A 19,459-nucleotide genomic window follows, 5' to 3' on the forward strand; every position below is an offset into this window, starting at 1 on the left:
TTCCTGCCGCCTTAAAAGATAGCGTAAATTCGCCGTAACTTCGCGGCCTGTTCCGGCCGATGTTAGTAACTCATCATCAAAGCTTTGCACGGGGGATAATGCTTCATGACCGACAAGACGCCGAAACAACTGCTGCACCTCGTGTTCGGCGGCGAGCTGACATCGCTCGATAGCGTCGAGTTCCGTGACCTCAAGGACCTCGACATCGTCGGCGTCTACCCCAACTACGCCGAAGCGCACGCCGCCTGGAAAGCAGCCGCGCAGCGCACGGTCGACAACGCGATGATGCGTTACTTCGTCGTGCACATCCATCGCCTGCTCGAACCGGACGACGCCATCGTGAAGGCGTCCCCGTGAAGCCGCGCCCATCCACGCCAGGCAAAGGCAGCTCCGGCGCGCTCGGCCTCGACGCGCACAACCGCGGGCTGCTGCTGCGCTTCCTCAAAGAGTGGATCTATCCACGCTGGCGTGAGCTGGCGGCAGCCATGGTCCTCACCGGACTGCTGGCAGCCATCACCGGCGCGTACCCGATGATCATCAAAGCGTCCTTCGACATGCTGATGAAGGACCAGTCCGGCATGTTGATCTACGTGCTGGGCGCCATCGTCGGGGCCACGATGCTGCGCAGCATCCTGCTGTATGCGCAGACCGTTGAAACCAGCCGCATTGTCATGCGCCTCACCACCGACATGCAGCGGCAGGCCTTCGCGCACCTGATGACCTCCGACTTTGGACGCCTCGCCCGCGAAACCCCCGGACGCCTCGTCTCCAAGTTGACCAACGACATCAGCTTCATCCAGACCGCAGCCCAGGCCGCGCTGAACACGGCGATCCGAGATTCGCTGACCATCGTGGCCCTCGTCGCCTCGATGATCTACCTCGATCCCGTGATGTCGTTGATCGTCCTCGGCATCTATCCCATCGCCGCGCTTCCCGTCGCGCATCTGTCGCAACGTCTGCGCCGCGTCGCCAAACGGACACAGAACGAGCTCGGCGGCATGACCTCGCAGCTCACCGAGAAGCTGTCGGGCGCTCGCCTCATCAAATCGTTCCGCCTTGAAGACTACGCGACCGGGCAGCTGAACAAGAGCTTTGAGGACGTTTACGACCTGCGCATGAAGGCGGTGCGCAACCGCGCCCGCATCGATCCTCTGCTCGAAGCCCTCGGCGGCATTGCTGTCGCCGGCGTCATCGCATTCGCCTACTGGCGCATCGCCAGCGGCATTTCGACCGTTGGCGACTTCATGGGTTTCATCACCGCCCTGCTGATGGCGTCCCAGCCCATCCGCGCGCTCGGCAACCTGTCCGGCCGCATCAACGAGGGTTTGGCCGCAGCCGAGAGCTATTACGGCCTCATCGACGAAAAGCCGAACATCGTCGACAAGCCGGACGCCAAACCCCTCGCCATCGACAAGGCAGCCATCCGCTTCGACCACATTTCATTCGGCTACGACGCGGGCGATATCCAGGCCATCTCCGATTTCACGATTGCCGTACCTGGGGGCAAGACGGTTGCGCTGGTCGGCCGCTCCGGCGCTGGCAAGTCCACGGTGCTTAACTTAGTGCCGCGCCTGTTCGACGTCGGCAGCGGCCGCATCACCATCGATGGCCAGGACATCCGCGACGTCACGCTGGCATCGCTGCGCGACGCCATCTCCATCGTCTCCCAAGACGTCACCCTGTTCGACGACACCATCGGCGCCAACATCGCGCTCGGCCGTCTCGGCGCGCCGCAGGATGCCATTATCGCCGCTTCCAAAGCTGCCGCCGCGCACGAGTTTATTCTCGCCCAACCCGAGGGCTACGCCACCGAGATCGGCGATCGTGGCCTGCGCCTTTCAGGTGGCCAGCGCCAGCGTCTGGCCCTCGCACGCGCCATCCTCAAGGACGCACCGATCCTTCTGCTCGACGAGGCGACCAGCGCGCTCGACACCGAGTCGGAACGTCTTGTGCAGGAGGCCCTGGCGCGCTTCACCAAGAACCGGACGACGCTCGTCATCGCCCATCGCCTCTCGACGGTGCAGAACGCCGATCTGATCTGCGTTATGGACGAAGGCACCATCGTCGAGACGGGAACCCACCGCGAGCTTCTGGCTGCAGACGGATATTACGCGCGCCTCGTGCGTTCACAGGCGCTTGCTGGCCCACTCCCCGAAGCCGAACTGACGTAGCGAAGCGCGACTACTCGCGCACCAGGATGCTGTCGACGATCCGATTCGCCCAGCCCTTGGAGCGGAACGAGTTGCGCAGTTCATCGGGGTCGTAAACGGTATCGACCCACTCGAAGAACGGCATCGGCCGCACGGCGTTGTCTGCGATGTACCGCTCGAAGAAATAGTCGAGGATGCCCGTATGCGCCTGACGGATGTGGCCGTACTTCAGCGAAAGCTCGCGCTTGGCCTCCTCGATCGGCACGCCCTCCTGGATGTGGCGGTAGAGAACACTCATGATGCCGGCGCGATCCGCGCCTGACTTGCAGTGCAGCAGCACCGGATATTCGACCTCCTCGAAGAGCCGTTTGGCGCCCCACAGCTCTTCCCTGGTCGGCGCCGCGCGCGAGCGCATCTGGTAGTTGACCAGCTTCAGCCCGTGCCGCTTGCACGCGCGCCGCTCCAGCCAGTAGCTGCCGCACTCGCGCGGCCCCCTGAGGTTGATCACAGTGCGTACGCCAGCCCGCGCAAAGCGGCGGATGTGATGCGGCGCTGGCTGCGCCGAACGCCAGGCCTTGGCTGACATCCGATGGCTGTTCAGGTAGACCATCCGGAATATCCCGTGATCCACGAACAGCATATCCATGTAGGACGCAGGCGGCAGCGCCCGGCGCCGCAGCCATGGCGGCATGGCGCGCACGAACCGCTGGCGAGCCCCCCGTCCAACGCGCCGCCAGGAGCGTTTCGCCCGCTTCACCAATCCGGCCATTAACGTCCGCTGAAAAAAGTTAGGGGCGCGGGCCGCACGTAACTGGGCAACCACCAAAAATTGTCGGTGTGTGCCCGAACGTCCCAGTTTGCCATCGCTAAATATTCGCTATAGGAACCACCTGCAAGTGGTTCGCGGAGAACCGCTTGATTGACGAGGCGATCTGGCGCCGAGGCACCCTAGAGGATGGCACGTTCGCCTGACACCACGCACAGACTGAATCAACTCGCCGGCCGCGCTTTGGCCGGCATGATTTCGCTGGTCCGCCGGACCTCGAAGATCGTCTATGAGCCTGAAAACGCGCTCCAGAAGCTCGCTGCCGACCACCCGCTGATCGTCGCCGTCTGGCACGGCCAATTCATGCTGACATCCGGATTCCGCCCAGGACCGGACGTAAAGGTCGCAGCCATGGTGGCCCGCCATGGCGATGCCGAGCTGATCGGCGCCGCCATGGAACGCCTCGGCGTGGAACTGATTCGCGGCGCCGGCGCCGGCGGCCGCCGAAAGGACCGCGGCGGCGTCCATGCCCTGCGGCAAGCTGTCCGCTCGCTGAAGGACGGCTATTCCCTCGTCATGACCGCCGACGTGCCGCCTGGCCCCGCCCGCCGCGCCGGGGAGGGCATCGTCACTATCGCCCGCATGTCGGGCCGCCCCATCGTCCCATGTGCGGTCGCCAGCTCCCGCTTCCGTTCGCTCGACACCTGGAGCCGCCTGACGATCAACCTGCCCGCCTCCAAGATCGCCTACGTCGCGGGCGACCCCATCTGGGTCTCTGCCGACGCTGGCGAAGCCGAACTCGAGTTCGCCCGCCAGCAGGTGGAGCGATCCCTCAACGCTGTCACCAAGCGTGCCTATCAGATCGTCGGCGCCGACATTCGCCGCGCCACACCGCTGAGCCTGACCGAGCCCGACGCCCCGCCCGCAGACCCTGACTTCCGCCTCAAGACATACCGCACGACGATGAGCATGCTGCGCCCCTTCGCGCCGCTGATCCTCAAAGTGCGCGAACGCAGCGGCAAAGAAGATCCGCGCCGCCGCGGCGAACGTCTCGGACATGCGAGTATTGCGCGCCCCACCGGCGCGCTGTGCTGGGTGCACGCCGCCAGCGTCGGCGAAACCAATGCCGTGCTCCCCGTCATCGAAACGCTGAGCGCGGCACGCCCGGACCTCCACTTCTTGCTCACGACCGGCACTGTCACTTCCGCCGGATTGGCCGAGCGTCGCCTCGGCCCCAATGCCATTCATCAATATGTACCGCTCGACGCCCCGCAGTACGCCGCACGATTCCTCGAACATTGGCGACCCGACCTTGCCGTGTTCACTGAATCCGAGATCTGGCCGTCGCTCATTCTCGAAACGTCTCGCCGCGAAATCCCCATCGCACTGGTCAACGCGCGCCTTTCGCATCGCAGCCGCCGCCGCTGGCAGCGCAACAAGTCGATGGCCGTGCCACTGTTCAGCCGATTCAACATCATCCTGGCGCAGAACGACCGCATGGCGCTCGGCTTCTCCGCCCTCGGCGCGCGCAACGTCGTCTCGGTAGGCAATCTGAAGATCGACGCTCCGCCGCCCCCAATCGACCTCAACGAACTCGAGCGATTGAAGGCCGCACTCGGCGACCGACCCGTGTTTGCCGCCGCCAGCACGCACGAAGGCGAAGAAGAAAGCATTGCCGTCGCCCATCGCGCGCTCGCCCGCAGCTTTGAAGGGCTGTGCACCATCATCGCGCCGCGCCATCCCGAGCGCGGCACCGCGCTCGCCGAAATGCTCAAGAACCTCGGTTTCACCGTTGCACAGCGCTCGACCGGAGCGCTGCCGGGCCCACGCACCGAAATCTATATCGCCGACACCATCGGAGAGCTTGGCACGCTCTACGCGCTGGCCCCCATCGCCTTCATCGGCGGATCGCTTGTTGAACGCGGCGGACAGAACCCCATCGAAGCGGTACGCCACGGTGCCGCCGTCCTCACCGGTCCGCACTGGCAGAACTTCCGCGACGCTTATCGCACGCTGCTGCGCCACGAGGGGGCTATCGAGGTGAAGTCGTCGGCCGACATCGCCGCCGCTGTCTTGAAGCTGCTCGACAACCCCATCGACATGCAGAACATGCGCGATGGCGCGACTAGAGCACTCGACACACTGTCCGGCGCCCTCGACAAGACCGTCGAAGCCCTGCTGCGCTACCTCCCAGACGAGAGATTGAAGCGTGCGTCTTGACGAGCCGTCCTGGTGGTACGGCGGCGCTGACGACATGCGCCAGCGGGCACTATTGCCGCTGAGCCGTTTATACGGCTGGCTCGCCGAGCGCCAGTATCTTCGCCGCACGCCATATCGTTCGCGCCTGCCCGTCATTTGCGTCGGCAATTTCACCGCTGGCGGCACGGGCAAGACACCGCTGTCGCTCTTCATCGCCCGCCATCTCATAGCGCGAGGCGAGCGCCCCGTGTTCCTGACGCGCGGGTACGGCGGACGCGAGGCCGGCCCCGCGTGGGTTCAGAACGGCCCCGCTGCCGCGCGCAAATTCGGCGACGAACCGTTGCTGCTTGCAGCCGTTGCCCCGACACTCGTCTCTCGCGACCGCCGCGCCGGCATCATCGCCATCGAACACCACAGCGAAGCGCCGACCGTCGTCATCATGGACGACGGCCTGCAGAACGCGTCGCTCGCCAAGGATCTCTCCATCGCGCTCGTCGACGGCAAGCGCGGCATCGGCAACGGCGAGGTGATACCCGCCGGCCCATTGCGCGCGCCCATCGATTTCCAGCTTGGTATCGTCGACGCCATCATCGTACGCGATCCGCCCGACTCCGGCAGCGATGGCAGCGTGCTCGGCATTCTGCGCCAAGGCTTTCCCGGCCCGGTACTCACCGCGCACATCGTGCCCGCCGGTGACAACGCGTGGATTGCAAAGACGCCGCTGCTGGCTTTCTCAGGCATTGCCAATCCGCGCCGCTTCTATCGCCTGCTCGAGAAGCTTGGTGCCACGCTGGCCGACGTCGTCTCCTTCGCCGATCATCATCAGTTCACGGCTGCCGATGCCACGAAGCTGCTCGCCAAGGCACGCAAGTCCGGTGCTCACCTCGTGACGACCGAGAAGGATTTCGCGCGACTGTCGGGAAGCGCAGCACTGGCGGAATTGGCCGCACAAACGCGCGTGCTGCCGATCGAAATCAAAATCAGTGAAAAAGAATTGGCCCGCTTGGACTCGCTGATAGAGGCAGCACTGAAGGGCTCATCGCGCCGTCACCGGCCACCGCCAACGGGGTCGGCTTAAAGCCCTTCGGTCGCCTGCTTGTCGCGCAGTTCCAGAAAGCGCTGCATGGACGCTTCAGGCGTCGAATAGGCTTCTTGCAGGTCAACGCTCCAGTAGCGCAGATCGGGCAGCATGATCGGCTCGCCGGTCACGGCACAGCGCACAAAATCCCCAGGAGAGAGAACCTGAAACTCTCCATTAAGGAACTTCACCTTCGCCTCTCCGCGGAGGCCGAAGAACCTGTCGATCCTGTTCATGCGTATCTCTAGCCGATGTCAGCCGTCCACAATGCCAATCGCAACCGTCGCGTCAAGCATTGCAGCAGGAATTCGTTCAAAAGAGTGAGCCTTGATCGCTGCCGCCGCGGTTGCGCGGTTTGCGCAATCCCGGGCTCGGCTGCGCCTGCGAAGGTGCCGCGGAGGCATCCTTTTTGTCCGATACCACCCCGCCGAGCGCTTCTGCCTCCACCCGGCCATCGTGGAATTCAAGCTCCAGACGCTCGCCGGCCGCCACCGATGCCGCACCGCGAAGCGGCCGTCCTGCCCCATCGCGCACCAGTGCAAATCCGCGTTGCAGCACGCTCTGATAGCTCAACGTGGTCAGCAGCTTATCGAAGCTTGAGAGCTGCCGCCGTCGGTTTCCGACCCCGTTGCGGAGTGCCTGCGCCGCACGCGACTGCAGCACCGCGGCACGCTCATGGCACAGCGAGATGCGCTGCATAATGGGCCGCGCACTGAAGCGTCCGGCAACGCGCACGTAACGCGTGTGATGCGAACGTGTGTTGGCGAGCAGCGCGCGCCCAAGACGCTTCTCGCATGCATCGAACCTTTGGCGCGGCATCGCCAGGAGATCTTCGAGCCTCGGCAAACCGCGGGAAGCAGCTTTCAGATGCGTGCGAGAATGTTGTAGCGCACGCCGAGCCGCCATGCTGAGCCGCGCGCCAAAGCTGTCCGTGCTCTGCGCCAGATCGGAGTACTTCGGTACCGCCCATTCGGCAGCTTTCGTCGGCGTCGGCGCACGTGCGTCCGCAACGAGATCGATCAGCGTCCAATCCGTTTCATGGCCAACGGCCGAGATAACCGGGATCGCACTCGCCGCCACCGCGCGCACGACAATTTCCTCGTTAAAGCCCCAAAGGTCTTCGAGGCTGCCACCGCCACGCGCCACGATCAGCACATCCGGCCGCCGCATCGGACCATCGATCCCGAACGCGTTGAAGCCGGTAATCGCCGCCGCAACTTCCATCGCACACGTCTCGCCCTGCACGCGCACCGGCCACACCATCACGCGCGTCGGAAAGCGCTCGGTGAACCCGTGCAGCATGTCGCGAATAACGGCGCCTGTGGGCGACGTCACGATACCGACGAGATACGGCAGATACGGCAGCGCCCGCTTGCGCTCTTCGGCAAACAGCCCTTCCGCCGCAAAGCGACGCTTGCGTTCCTCCAACAGCGCCATCAGCGCGCCGAGCCCCGCGGGCTCCAGGCTCTCGATGACGATCTGATACTTCGACGATCCGGGATAGCTTGTCACCCGCCCCTGCGCGATGACCTCCATCCCCTCCTCGGGCTTCACCTTGAGGCGCCCGTAGGTCATCTTCCAGATGACAGCCTCAATCTTCGACTTGTCATCTTTCAGCGCGAAATAGCAGTGCCCCGAGGCGTGCGCGCCGCGGAACCCGGAGATCTCACCGCGCAGCCGCACGAACCCGAAGTTTTCCTCCAGCGACCGCTTGATCGCGCCGGAAAGCTCCGAAACCGTGTACTCGGCGACATTGCCGCCGCTCTGCCCCTGGATCGTTGTCTGGCTCAATGTTCGCTCGGCGTTTGTGGCATTCCGATTCGATGATACATCAGTCCGCGCTCAGGCAAGGCCTGCCCTGGCAGAAGTCCCCGATCTTTCGAGAGAAGCAGCAGGATGAACGTACTCCTCCTCGGCTCCGGCGGCCGCGAGCATGCCCTCGCTTGGAAGCTGGCAGCGAGCCCACTGTTAACGAAACTCTATTGTGCGCCCGGGAACGGCGGAATTGCGGACGTAGCCGAATGTGTGCCGCTCGCCGTAGCCGACCACACAGCCGTCATCCGCTTCTGTAAGGACAACGCCATCGATCTCGTCGTCGTCGGTCCCGAGGCGCCTCTCGTCGCTGGTATCGTAGATGATCTCGCGACGGCCGGGATCAAGTGCTTCGGCCCCAAACAGGCCGCCGCGGCGCTTGAAGGGTCAAAGGGCTTCACCAAGGACTTGTGCCGCGAATTCGATATCCCCACCGCGGCCTATGGCCGCTTCACTGACGCCACGACCGCCAAAGCGTATCTTGCCGGCCAGAAGCTGCCCATCGTGATCAAGGCTGATGGTCTTGCTGCTGGCAAAGGCGTGACCATCGCGCAGACGATCGCCGAAGCCGAAGCCGCCATCGACGACTGCTTCGCCGGTGTCTTCGGCAAGGCCGGCAGCGAGGTTGTCGTCGAGGAGTTCCTCGAAGGCGAGGAAGCAAGCTTCTTCGCGCTCGTCGACGGCAAGCACGCGCTGGCGCTTGCCGCCGCGCAGGATCACAAGCGCGTTGGCGACGGCGACACCGGTCCCAACACCGGCGGCATGGGCGCCTATTCGCCCGCCCCGGTCATGACCGACGAGATGATCGCCCGCACCATGCGCGAGATCATCGAGCCGACCGTCGCCGCCATGCAGAAGCGCGGTACGCCATTCAAGGGCGTGTTGTTCGCCGGCCTCATGATCACCGCCGACGGTCCCAAGCTCATCGAATACAACGTGCGCTTCGGCGATCCCGAAACGCAGGTGCTGATGCTGCGCCTCAAGTCCGATCTGCTTCCCGCATTGCTTGCCGCCGCCGACGGCGTTCTCTCCAGCTTCGATTTGCGCTGGCACGACGATGCCGCGTTGACGGTTGTCATGGCAGCCAACGGCTATCCTGCATCGCCGGAAGTCGGCACCGAGATCAAAGGCCTCGACGCTGCATCCGAAGTGGAAGGCGTCCAGATCTTCCATGCCGGCACGCGCAAAGACGGCGATCGTCTCCTGGCGCATGGCGGCCGCGTCCTCAACGTCACCGCACGCGGCAAGACAGTCGGCGAGGCGCAGGGGCGTGCTTACGACGCCATCAGCCGCATCGACTGGCCGGGCGGTTTCTATCGCCACGACATCGGCTGGCGCGCCATCGCCCGCGAGAAGGAACGCGCCTGAGCTGGCATCATGATCGATGCGGCTTGCAGTACCGTGCAAGGCTGCATCAATTCGCGCTACTGTCCGGCCGATGCCGCGCCACGAGCCTGTGCCACCACCATGCGAAATGACGTCGTCACCTGAGGCATAGCGTTTCGAATGAACGATACTCCGCTCGCCACGAAGGCCTCTGTTCCGGCAACCGCCTCGCGCGTGCCGAGCATCGCGCTCGCCCTCGGCGGCGGCGGCGCTCGCGGCCTTGCGCACATCCCCATTCTGGAAGCCTTCGATGAGCTGGGCGTTCGCCCCAAGATCATCGCCGGAACGTCGATCGGCGCCATCTTCGCGGCGGCCTATGCCTCCGGTCTCAGCGGCAGGCAGATCCGCGAACACACTTACGAGGTGCTGAGAAAGCGCCTCGATCTCGTGCGCGATCTTTACTCTGCACGGGTGCGCGCCGCCCGTGGCTTCCTCAACGCCCTCGCGCCACGTCCGGCATTTCTCTCGGCCGAGAAGCTGCTCGACATCATCCTGCCGCCGCGCGTCTCGCCCGACTTCGCCCATCTGACGACGCCACTCAAAATCGTCGCGTCTGACTTCTACGCGCAGGAGGCAGTTGTCTTCACGTCGGGTCCGCTTCGTCAGGCCGTCGCCGCCAGCATGGCGCTGCCCGTGATCTTCCAGCCCATGGTCATCGATGGACGCGTGCTCATCGACGGAGGCCTCGTCAATCCGCTCCCCTTCGACATCATCGCCGATGAAGCCGACCTCACCGTCGCCGTCGATGCATCGGGCGCACCCGTTCGCCGCCCCGACCAGGAGGTGCCGAAGGCATGGGAGACACTGTTCGCGGCAAACTTCATCTTCGAGCGCACCATCATCCGCGAAAAGCTGCGCAGCCGTCAGCCCGATCTCTACATCGACGCCGGAACCAGCCGCTTCCAGATCCTAGACTTCCTCAAGCTCGATGAAATCCTCGCCGCTGCCGAGCCCGCGAAGGAGCGCGTCAAAGCGCAACTCTCGCGCCTGCTCGAAGCCGAAACGCTACCCGAAGCCATCGAGCATCAACCCGCCCACCCGCCTGCGCACCAGCACGTGCGCCAGCGGCGGCCAATTCTGAAGCGCCGCCCGCCCAAGGCTTGAGCCGATTCAGCGCCGTGCCAGAAAGAAATTCTTCAGCACGAGGCTAGCTTCCGCCTCGCCAATGCCGGGATAGACTTCCGGCGCGTGATGGCAGGTCGCCTGGCTGAAGATGCGTGGCCCGTTCTCTACCCCTCCACCCTTGGGGTCAGATGCGCCGTAATAGAGCCGCCGGATGCGGGCGAACGAGATGGCCGTCGCGCACATCGGACACGGCTCCAGCGTCACGTAGAGATCGCAGCCGGTCAGGCGCTCCATGCCCAGCAACGCGCACGCTGCCCGGATCGCCAGCAACTCCGCATGTGCGGTAGGATCGGCCAGCTCCCGCGTCCGGTTGCCCGCAGCGGCCAGAATTGCCCCGTCCGGCCCCGCCACAACGGCCCCGACCGGTACTTCTCCACGTGCCGCTGCCGCCTCGGCCTCCGCCAGCGCACGCAGCATGTGGCTCTGATCGCGCTCTGGTGTCATAAGGGCCAACTCAACTGCTTCGAAAGCTCCATGTCCGCCGACAAACCAGCAAAGCACGATAACCGCAAGCCCGGCCGCGGCGGCAACCGCAAGCCAGGGCCGAAGGCCGCCCAGAAGCCGCATAGCAAGCCGGTCAACAAGGGCGTCGCGGGAACGGGCAAACTCCGCCGGCCGCAGCCCAAGGCTGCTGCCGGCCCCGACGAGCCGCTGCGCATCGCCAAGGCGATGGCGCGCGCCGGCCTGTGCTCGCGCCGCGAAGCCGAGCGCTGGATCGAACAGGGCCGCGTCAACGTCAACGGCCGCGTCCTCAACACGCCGGCCTTCGAGGTCGGCCCGAAGGACAAGGTGCTGGTGGACGGCAAGCCGCTGCCGACCGCCGAGCCACCGCGCCTGTGGCGCTACTATAAGCCCCGCGGCCTCGTCACCACGCACAACGACCCTCAGGGCCGCCCAACCGTCTTCGAGTCGCTGCCCGAAGGCATGCCGCGCGTCATCTCCGTCGGCCGCCTCGACTTCAACAGCGAAGGCCTGCTGCTGCTGACGAACGACGGCGCGCTAGCCCGCCATATGGAGCTGCCGTCAACCGGCTGGCTGCGTCGCTACCGGGTCCGTGCGCACGGTCGCGTCGGACAGGAGCAACTCGAGGCGCTCAAAGATGGCGTCGAGATCGAAGGCGTGCGCTACGGCCCCATCGAGGCCACGGTCGACACTGTGCAGGGTGCCAACTCGTGGCTCACCATGGCGCTGCGCGAAGGCAAGAACCGCGAGGTGCGCCGCATCCTTGCCCACCTCGGGCTCGAAGTGAACCGCCTTATCCGTATATCCTACGGCCCTTTCCAGCTGCTCGATCTGAAGCCCGGCGAAGCCGAGCTGATCAAACGCCGCGTGCTAGCCGACCAGCTCGGTGCACGCCTTGCCGATGAGCTTAACCTCTACGCGGCCGACGAGGAGCAGCCGCGCAACAAGCGCAAACCGCACAAGCCTAAAAAGGACGACGACGAATGAGAATTGTTGGCGGCACTCTACGCGGGCGCGCGATCGCCTCGCCGCAACACGAAGGCCTCCGTCCGACCGCTGACCGCGTACGCGAAAGCCTGTTCAACATCATCGCCCACGGCGTCGACGGCTTTGCACTGGAAGGCGCACGCGTCATCGACCTTTTCGCCGGCACTGGTGCCCTCGGGCTTGAAGCAATCTCGCGCGGCGCCGCCTTCGCCCTGTTCGTCGATAGCGATCCCGAAGCCCGCGCCCTCATCCGCACCAGCATCGAGACGTTCGGGCTGACCGGCGTCTCACGCATCTTCCGCCGCGACGCTACCGACCTCGGCCCCATCGGCACGATGGCCCCGTTCAACCTCGCCTTCCTTGACCCGCCCTACGACAAGGGCCTTGGCGAGAAGGCGCTGATCTCGCTGACGGAAGGCGATTGGCTGACGCCTGATGCCGTGGTTGTGCTGGAAGAACGCGCCGGGGCGCTGATCTCGCTGCCGCCCGGCTTTGCCAGGACCGACCATCGCACCTACGGCGACACGCAGATCATCATCGCCCGTTTCACCAAAGCCTAGGCCGGCTCCAGCGGCATCAGGATCCACAGCAGGATGTAGATGATGACGCCCGGAAAGCCGACCGACAGCACCGACAGGACCACATAGCCTAGGCGCACCAGCGTAGGGTCCCACCCCAACCACTTGGCGATGCCTCCGCACACGCCACCGATCACCTTGCCCTGGCGCACGCGCATCAGCGGCTGCCGCATAGGATCATCGATCGACATTCAGGCTCTCCTTCAAGCGTTCCCGCGATTCTAACCGGGAAACGCTCAAAGCGGCTATAAGTTTCCGACCCAGCGTTTTAGGGCGACAGGCTGTTGATGTACGCGATGATCGTATCGACCTCCGCGTCCGACAGCTCGAACTTCGGCATCTCATCGTGCGGACGCGCAATGCCCCGCGACAGCGGCTCGCGTAACGCCAGCACCGGATGCCGCCCCGACAGATCCCTCCACCGCGGCGCACGCGGATTGGGACTCTCGCCCTTCTTGCCGATGGCGTGGCACCACGCGCAATTCTTCTGCGCCAGCTCCCGCCCGTGCGCGATCAGCCGCTCGCTGCCCGATGTCACATCGGCGGGCTGTCCCAACCGCTTCAGCCCGGCGGCCGCACCCGTCAGCGCCGGATCGAGCTGCAGCGCGCGCGCAAGATCGGCCACTGCCGCCAGCTTGTCGCCCTGCGCCTCGTAGAGATAGCCGCGGTTCGCATAGGCCTGCGCAAACGCCGGGTTGAGGTCGATCGCCCTGGCATAATCGCCCAGCGCCTTTGCGGCATCGCCTTTCTTGCGATAAGCGAGCGCGCGGTTGTTGTAAGCGCTGGCATTCTTCGGCGACAGGCCGATCACCGCGGTGAAGTCGGCCACCGCAGCGTCGCTGTTTTCCTTCAGCAGATGCGCATAGCCGCGCGCCATTAAAAGCCCCGCCGATTGCCCGCCAATACGCATCGCGTCGGTGAGGTCGGAAATCGCGCCGTCGGTCTCCCCGACAGCCAGCCGCGACTGCGCCCGCCCCGCCAGCGCACTTGCTGAACCTGGTTCGATACCCAGCGCCTCCGAGAAATCTGCGATCGCCTCGCGGTGCGCCGCGCGCTCGGCGTAGGCATCCGCCCGCCGCCGCAGCGCTTCAGCGCGCACGGCCCGATCGACCGTCTTCGACGTGATGATCTGGCTGCACGCGGTAATGCGCGCCTCACCCGACTTTGCCGTCTTGCAGTCCGTGATCACGTCGGCATGCGCCACCCCCGCGGCAACCGCGCAAGTGGCAAGCACGGCGAACATCACTCTGTGGTGCGGCCCCGCCTTGGTCATCGTCGCCTCCCTGATCTATGTCTGCGCGGACCCTAGAGGTGCCCGCAGGCGACAGGCTTTGCGCGCGATCAATCGAACGGCGTGCATTGCGACGTCGTCGACAAAAAAAGAGCGGCATGAGGAATTCCCTCACACCGCCCGAGGTCTTCGTCAGCTGAGATAGACTTTACTTCACCGCCGCTGTCGTCTCGCTCATGACGCCCTTGCACGGGCGCGCGACGATCTCACAGCGATACATCACCTGCCCCATCGTCTCGCCGATCGACGTGCGACCGCAGCGCGAGACAAAATCCTTCGCATGCGACAGATCGAGGAACGACTCGCCGTAGTCGTAGCGCACGCGCTCCATCCAATCCTTCTTGGCCGCATCCATCGCGCCTTCAGTGCCGATCCACTGCGTGCCGAGCCCGCGCACCTTCTCGGTGCACTGCACTTCCGGACGCGCGGCCTTCATCTCCTCTTCGCGCTTCACGTAACCCATGACGCGCGTGGGATCTTCCTTCTTGTAGCGCTTGGCATGGCGCACACGGGCCTTCTTGGTGCGCGTCGTCGGTGAACCCGACCCCATACTCCAATCCCAGTAGTCGGTGGCCGACACCGGCGCGACGTAGCAAGGCACGGCAAGAGCCGCGATAAGGGCGACAAGTACGGGCTTCGACATTCTTTAGGCCTCCCGAGGTGCGTTCTTGACGGCGCCGTGCACGAGAGACAGGACGAAGGCGCTTGCGGCATCAGCCGCGCAGATCATTGCGGGTACGCAGAATCGCTTGCATGAGCCTAGCCGAAATGGCGCGCGGCAAGTGGGCCCCGCCGGCCCAATCCACAACCGCATCGCAATTGATCACTGCACAGTTTGATTGCCTGAACGCGCTAGTCTCCCGCGCGTCCCTTACTTCTCCGGTTCATTTGTGGCTGAGCACCTGACACACCCCCCCCGACGTCACCCCGACGAAGGTCGGAGCCCGCGCCAGCTTCAACCCGCTGTTTTGCTGCCGTGTTCACGCGCGCCTGCCGGGGTGCGGATCGCTTCTACCGTCGCGATTGCGGTGACGTGACTGGGTCCCGGCCTACGCCGGGATGACGGGGGTGTTGCGGGGAGCGCGACTACTTCACTTCCCGGCTCAGCCGCCAGGCTTCTTCCTGCACGCGGATGTCGGCCAGCACGCGGTCGAGCAACAGGCACGTGCGCTTGAACAAATCCGACCCGCGCCTGTAATCCGCCGGCGCGAAGAAATCGCACCGCCCCGCCTTGAACAGCTCCACGCACTTCCGCCGCGACTTGCCCGGCGTATGCACCGCCACCGCGTGCCCGCCGTTCTTGCGCATCACCGCCATCGACGGCACGTCGGTGTCGCCGTCGCCGAAATAGATCATGTTCCCGAACGGGATCGGCCGCTTGCCCTCGTCCATGTGCTCGTTGATGCCCTGGCCGAGATCCTCGATGCCCTTGTTGATGCGGAACAGGTATTGCGTCTTGCCGGTGTCGGTGATGACGCGCTTGGGGTATGGCAGGTCGTAAGCGTCGAACCAGTATTCCGACGCGAACACGTTGTGGAACCGCTTGTAGATGCGCGTCCCCTCGATGATCTCGGTGAGGCCCGCCGATACGATGTAGTGCCGCAGCGAGATGCCATGCGTCTCCGAGCGCAGCTTCACGTAGCCGTCGATCTCGTCGAACCATTCCTCAACGCCGGGAAACAGCTCCACGTGCTTGCCCTGCGCCACGAGGTCCGCGCGGTCGATGCGCACGCCGGCAGCCTTCGCCTTCTGATACATGAGGCGCATGTACGAGATGAGGCCGTCCGCCCCCTCGCGCCGCGCGATGGCGTTCGATTCCGCCCAGAATGCGTCGGGGTCGATGCCGATCTGCGGGAGGAACGCGTAGTCCTGCATCGGCCGCGGCGACAGCGTGCCGTCGAAGTCATAGACGAGGGCGATGGTTTTCTTGTCGAACGTCGCCTTGGTCTTGTGGACCTCGGGCGCCTTCGCCTCGGGCGCGGCTTCCGCCACGACATCCTCGTCCGCCACGCGCTCGCTCATCGCTGATGCTCCGCCTCGACTTGCATGCGCGACCATGCAGCGATTCGGGGGGCGGATTGAAGGCGGCCTTAGCCCCCTCTCCCCGCCTGCGGGGAGAAGGAAGTCGCGTCAGTGCTTGCAGCCGCAGCCTTCGCCGTGCTCGTGTGCGTGTTCGTGCTTCCCCTGACCGCCGCAGCAACCGCCCTCGTGGTCATGATCGTGCGCGTGATGCGCATGGTCGTGCCCATGGTCATGACCGTGATCGTGCCCGCAACCGCAACCATCACCATGATCGTGGTGATGATGCTCGTTGGGATCGACCAGCGCGGCGTGCAGCTTCTGCTCGATGGCGATCGAAGCTTCGCGCGGCGCCTTCTTGTCCTCGATGCAAAGCGCCATGATCTCAGCGCCGAGCCGCACATCGTCGACCGCGCCCAGATAATGCCGGCGCAGACGCCCCTGGCGATCGAACACCAGCAACGTCGGCGTGCCCTGCATGCCGTAGGCTTCCATCGTCTTCGGCAGGCCCGACGCATCGACCGTATCGACCGCCACCGGAATCTCGATGTGCTCCTCCTTGAGGAACGGCTCCAGCAGCGACGGCGTCATGTCCTTATGGTTCTCGAACACCATGTGTAGACCGATGACCTCCACCTCGTCGGTCGAGAATGCGCGCGCGATGCGCCCCGCCTGCGGTAGCGAATGGCGCAACGAGCCGGGGCACAGCATCTGAAACGCGACGAGCACCACGACCTTGCCCTTCAGCTCCTTCAGCGACTTCGGCTCGGAGTTGAACCACTGCGACGCGATGAGCTCGGGCGGCTGCTCGGGATTGAACTGGGTCTCGGCCATGAGGCGACCTTTCTGGGGGTGAGATGGCTGGGCGTTGCTTGCCTTGAGAAGCGGCATAGCGCTTTAGGTGAGGTCTCTCAAGAGCGGCACAAGTAGCAGATGCGGCGTATTTAGCGGCAAGGGGCGGCAGCCCGGGCGCAAAGCGCCGCGGCCAAAGCGCCGGCTGGCGCGGAGCCTCTCGCAGCACGTGTCAGCAATCAACTAGCGGCAGCGGGAGGCCTCATCCGAGGTCGCCGGGACCGGATGCTTACAGGCGAAGCGCTCATCAATCTTGCAGTTGGCATCGAGCGGACCCGACCCGGTGGCATAGATCGAGAAGTTGAGCTTGCACCCGCGCATCACGTTGAACGCTTCAACGCACCCGATCCGCGGCGGCGCCTTCCCCGACCGCGCCTCCAGCGCCTTGGCGAGGTTCGGCTGCCAGCGGTCCTCGACCACGGCGATGGCATCATCGCCACCTGCCATCCAGCCCGACAGCGTTTCGACGTTGGTGTCCGCGTTGTGTCCAAGAACAAAAGTCGTCGACGGCTCTCGGAACCCAGCGACACCCACGGGGCCCGTGACGCAGCGGCGCAGCGGGGCAATCGCCTCCGCGATGCGCGGCGCAGGCCAAGCCATCTGGATGTGCGGCATCAGCACGCCGAATGTGAACGAGACGAACAGCGCGAACCCCGCGATGCTCGTCATCACCCACGCATTGGCGCGCCCCGTTCGCATCGCCAGCGCCGCCACCGTGAACAAGAGCGTGATCAGCGCCGCGCCCATCACAACGGCAGCACTCGGCATCGTGCCCGACACCCCGAGCACGACCGCGAAAATCGCAATCGTCCCCGGCAGCACGAGCCACCAAGGCAACTTCAGGCTCAGCGGGGGGATGGAAAGCCGACCATCGCGATCCAGCGCCAGCGCGGCCGCAGCAGCCATCGCAGGAAACATCGCCTGCACAGTGTAGAGCGCCGGCTTCGACGCGATCAGCTCCAGATAGAGCCAGTAGCCGACGATCCAGCAGAAGAGGACACGCGCCAGCGCCTGCTCGCGGTTCCGCCATATCCCCTGCAGAGCAGGCACGATTACGAGTGCGCCCGGCATGAACCCGAGCAGCATCGCCAGCGTGAACGTCAGCGGCGCAGCCTTCCACTTCATGTCTTGCGCGCCGCCCAGCGCGCGGATCAGCTCGCCGAACGACAGCCCCGAGAACGGCACGCCGTCGAAGTGCGCGCGCACGATGATCCAGGGCGCCGCAATCGCGACCATCAGCGGCACGCCCCACAATGGTCTGAGCCGCTTCAGCCAGTCGAGCCTCCGGTCGAACACATAGAGCGCTACGATCGTCGACAAAGACAGGATCGGCACCGCCAGAGCATTGAGCAGAATGCCGAAACCCTGCGCCGCCCAGAACAGTGCCGCCAGCCATGCCACGTTGCGATTGTCCGCCGGCAGCGCGCAATAGAGCCGCAACAGCGCGCACTGCGCGACAACGATGGAAAGCAGCAGCGGCCCTTCCGGGATCGACAGGCTCGCCTGCAGCGCGACGATCGGCGTCACCGCGAACAGCCCCGCCGCGATGATCGCACGCCGCTCTCCCAGCAGCGGCCGCAACAGCGCCCACATCGCCAGCACGGCGAGGATGCCCGCGACCAGCGACGGCACCCGATACGTGGTGATCCAATGCTGCGCTTTATGACCGAGAACCTTCCCTGCACCGATCTGCAGCCAGTAGATGCCGATCGGCCGGAACTGGAAGCGCTCCCCCTCGAACGTGGCATCGAGATAGTCGCTGCGCTTCAGCATATCGCGCGAGGACTGCGCGTAGACCACCTCGGTGCGGTCGACCGGCGGCAGCAGCAGCACCCCCGGCAGGTACGTCACGAGCGCCAGAAGCAGTAGTGCAGCGGCAGCGAGCCGGGGCTGCGCCGCGAGCCGGTTCAACAGCGCGCCGCTGTCGCGCTCCAGGCGGTCCATGGTCGAGAACAGAGAAGTCATGCGCGTTGGCAAGCCCTTAAGGCCGAGGGACAATTGAGGGCCGAGGGATAATCGCCGCTGCGGGGAGCCGCGGCCTTGACACTGATAGCGCACTTAAGCGATTGCGCAAGCCAGCAAAAGCGATCCCAACGGAGGGCAAAGGAATGTCGGCGGACAGCACAGAGGCGGGCAAAAAGGCGCGTCTCATCGACATCATCAAGGAGCGCTCCTTCCGTTCAGGGCGTGAAGTGAAGCTCGCCTCGGGCCGCACGTCTACTTACTATTTCAACATGAAGCCGACGATGCTCGATGCCGAAGGCGCGCACCTCATCGCCTCGCTTATCCTCGCCGTTATCGCTGACAAAAAGATCGATCTCGTCGGTGGCCTCGAAATGGGCGCCGTGCCGATCGCCTCCGCCGTCACTGCGGTTAGCCACGCCGTCAATGCGCCGGTCAATGCCTTCTTCGTGCGCAAGCAGGCCAAGGAGCACGGCACTAAGAGCCTGATCGAAGGCCTTCCCGAAGGCGACAGCCTGAAGGGCAAGCGCGTCGTCATCGTCGAGGACGTGACGACGACCGGCGGATCAGCGATCAAAGCCGCCGAACTGGTGCGCGCCGAGGGCGCCGATGTCGTCGGTGTCGTTACCATCGTCGACCGCCAGGAAGGCGCAGACGAAGCCTTTGCAGCCGCCGCCCTCACCCTGACGCCTATCCTCACCCTCGAGGACTTCAAGTGATCGCCCCCAATCAGCGAACCACTTGTTTTAATGAGTTTTCTCGCCGCTGATCGAACGCGCAGCGCGCACGCTG

At 64.8% G+C, this 19,459-nt stretch carries 18 protein-coding genes and 1 pseudogene; 9 read left to right on the plus strand and 10 right to left on the minus strand.

Annotation, left to right across the window (positions count from 1 at the left end; translation table 11 throughout):
• Positions 1-105 precede the first annotated feature (105 nt).
• Together NDB2M4_RS07990 and NDB2M4_RS07995 are read left to right on the plus strand one after the other, a co-directional pair.
• Positions 106-357 carry a DUF4170 domain-containing protein gene (locus NDB2M4_RS07990; RefSeq protein WP_072372821.1) on the plus strand — a complete coding sequence of 84 codons (252 nt, stop codon included), beginning with the start codon at positions 106-108 and terminating at the stop codon, positions 355-357.
• Positions 354-2,171 carry an ABC transporter ATP-binding protein gene (locus NDB2M4_RS07995; RefSeq protein ID WP_244536088.1) on the plus strand — a complete coding sequence of 606 codons (1,818 nt, stop codon included), beginning with the start codon at positions 354-356 and terminating at the stop codon, positions 2,169-2,171. Before NDB2M4_RS07990 ends, NDB2M4_RS07995 begins: the two co-directional genes overlap by 4 nt.
• Positions 2,172-2,181: 10 nt before the next feature.
• Here NDB2M4_RS07995 and NDB2M4_RS08000 read toward each other — a convergent pair whose 3' ends face one another.
• On the minus strand, positions 2,182-2,919 hold the full coding sequence (locus tag NDB2M4_RS08000) for a fused DSP-PTPase phosphatase/NAD kinase-like protein (RefSeq protein ID WP_072372824.1): 738 nt from the start codon (positions 2,917-2,919) through the stop codon (positions 2,182-2,184).
• A gap of 186 nt (positions 2,920-3,105) precedes the next feature.
• On the opposite strand from NDB2M4_RS08000, the gene NDB2M4_RS08005 reads away from it, so the two are divergent.
• Together NDB2M4_RS08005 and lpxK are read left to right on the plus strand one after the other, a co-directional pair.
• Entirely contained in the window at positions 3,106-5,136 is a 2,031-nt protein-coding gene (locus NDB2M4_RS08005) for a glycosyltransferase N-terminal domain-containing protein (protein ID WP_072372827.1), read from the plus strand.
• The gene (lpxK, locus tag NDB2M4_RS08010; RefSeq protein ID WP_083556031.1) at positions 5,126-6,193 is read left to right on the plus strand and encodes a tetraacyldisaccharide 4'-kinase; all 1,068 of its coding nucleotides are present in this window, start codon (positions 5,126-5,128) and stop codon (positions 6,191-6,193) included. The genes NDB2M4_RS08005 and lpxK overlap by 11 nt, the downstream gene beginning before the upstream one ends.
• Here the strand turns inward: lpxK and NDB2M4_RS08015 are convergent.
• Together NDB2M4_RS08015 and xseA are read right to left on the minus strand one after the other, a co-directional pair.
• Positions 6,190-6,429 carry a DUF2093 domain-containing protein gene (locus NDB2M4_RS08015; protein ID WP_072372829.1) on the minus strand — a complete coding sequence of 80 codons (240 nt, stop codon included), beginning with the start codon at positions 6,427-6,429 and terminating at the stop codon, positions 6,190-6,192. The genes lpxK and NDB2M4_RS08015 overlap by 4 nt on opposite strands.
• Before the next feature lie 76 nt (positions 6,430-6,505).
• A complete protein-coding gene (gene xseA / locus NDB2M4_RS08020) occupies positions 6,506-7,984 on the minus strand; it encodes an exodeoxyribonuclease VII large subunit (RefSeq protein ID WP_244536090.1) in 1,479 nt (492 codons plus the stop codon).
• A gap of 105 nt (positions 7,985-8,089) precedes the next feature.
• Here xseA and purD point away from each other — a divergent pair, with 105 nt between their 5' ends.
• Together purD and NDB2M4_RS08030 are read left to right on the plus strand one after the other, a co-directional pair.
• Entirely contained in the window at positions 8,090-9,373 is a 1,284-nt protein-coding gene (purD, locus tag NDB2M4_RS08025) for a phosphoribosylamine--glycine ligase (RefSeq protein ID WP_072372833.1), read from the plus strand.
• A gap of 138 nt (positions 9,374-9,511) precedes the next feature.
• Complete coding sequence (locus NDB2M4_RS08030; protein WP_072372835.1) at positions 9,512-10,495, plus strand: patatin-like phospholipase family protein; 984 nt, start codon at positions 9,512-9,514, stop codon at positions 10,493-10,495.
• A gap of 6 nt (positions 10,496-10,501) precedes the next feature.
• On the opposite strand, the gene NDB2M4_RS08035 is transcribed toward NDB2M4_RS08030, so the two are convergent.
• Complete coding sequence (locus NDB2M4_RS08035) at positions 10,502-10,960, minus strand: nucleoside deaminase (protein ID WP_072372838.1); 459 nt, start codon at positions 10,958-10,960, stop codon at positions 10,502-10,504.
• Between the two features lie 30 nt (positions 10,961-10,990).
• Between NDB2M4_RS08035 and NDB2M4_RS08040 the strand changes: the two are divergent.
• Both NDB2M4_RS08040 and rsmD read left to right on the plus strand, forming a co-directional pair.
• Positions 10,991-11,878: pseudogene (locus tag NDB2M4_RS08040) on the plus strand (pseudouridine synthase); the annotation flags it as partial.
• 83 nt (positions 11,879-11,961) lie between these two features.
• Positions 11,962-12,525: a 16S rRNA (guanine(966)-N(2))-methyltransferase RsmD gene (gene rsmD / locus NDB2M4_RS08045; protein WP_072372841.1), complete on the plus strand. Its 564-nt coding sequence runs from the start codon at positions 11,962-11,964 to the stop codon at positions 12,523-12,525.
• Here the strand turns inward: rsmD and NDB2M4_RS08050 are convergent.
• The 6 genes from NDB2M4_RS08050 to NDB2M4_RS08075 all read right to left on the minus strand — a co-directional run bounded on the left by NDB2M4_RS08050 (position 12,522) and on the right by NDB2M4_RS08075 (position 18,670).
• A complete protein-coding gene (locus tag NDB2M4_RS08050; RefSeq protein ID WP_210186518.1) occupies positions 12,522-12,734 on the minus strand; it encodes a PspC domain-containing protein in 213 nt (70 codons plus the stop codon). The genes rsmD and NDB2M4_RS08050 overlap by 4 nt on opposite strands.
• Positions 12,735-12,811: 77 nt before the next feature.
• Complete coding sequence (locus tag NDB2M4_RS08055; RefSeq protein WP_083556035.1) at positions 12,812-13,816, minus strand: c-type cytochrome; 1,005 nt, start codon at positions 13,814-13,816, stop codon at positions 12,812-12,814.
• 166 nt (positions 13,817-13,982) lie between these two features.
• Positions 13,983-14,477 (minus strand): hypothetical protein, encoded by a 495-nt coding sequence (locus NDB2M4_RS08060; protein ID WP_072372847.1) that lies wholly within the window; start codon positions 14,475-14,477, stop codon positions 13,983-13,985.
• Positions 14,478-14,920: 443 nt separating this feature from the next.
• Positions 14,921-15,856, minus strand: coding sequence for an HAD family hydrolase (locus NDB2M4_RS08065; RefSeq protein WP_072372850.1), 936 nt, complete (start codon positions 15,854-15,856; stop codon positions 14,921-14,923).
• A gap of 108 nt (positions 15,857-15,964) precedes the next feature.
• The gene (locus tag NDB2M4_RS08070; protein WP_072373434.1) at positions 15,965-16,687 is read right to left on the minus strand and encodes a TlpA disulfide reductase family protein; all 723 of its coding nucleotides are present in this window, start codon (positions 16,685-16,687) and stop codon (positions 15,965-15,967) included.
• 201 nt (positions 16,688-16,888) lie between these two features.
• A complete protein-coding gene (locus tag NDB2M4_RS08075; RefSeq protein WP_072372853.1) occupies positions 16,889-18,670 on the minus strand; it encodes an ArnT family glycosyltransferase in 1,782 nt (593 codons plus the stop codon).
• 143 nt (positions 18,671-18,813) lie between these two features.
• Between NDB2M4_RS08075 and pyrE the strand changes: the two genes are divergently transcribed.
• Complete coding sequence (gene pyrE / locus NDB2M4_RS08080) at positions 18,814-19,386, plus strand: orotate phosphoribosyltransferase (protein ID WP_072372855.1); 573 nt, start codon at positions 18,814-18,816, stop codon at positions 19,384-19,386.
• The last annotated feature ends 73 nt before the right edge of the window (positions 19,387-19,459 follow it).

This window comes from Hyphomicrobium sp. NDB2Meth4 (assembly GCF_900117445.1).
Taxonomy (GTDB): Bacteria; Pseudomonadota; Alphaproteobacteria; order Rhizobiales; family Hyphomicrobiaceae; genus Hyphomicrobium_A.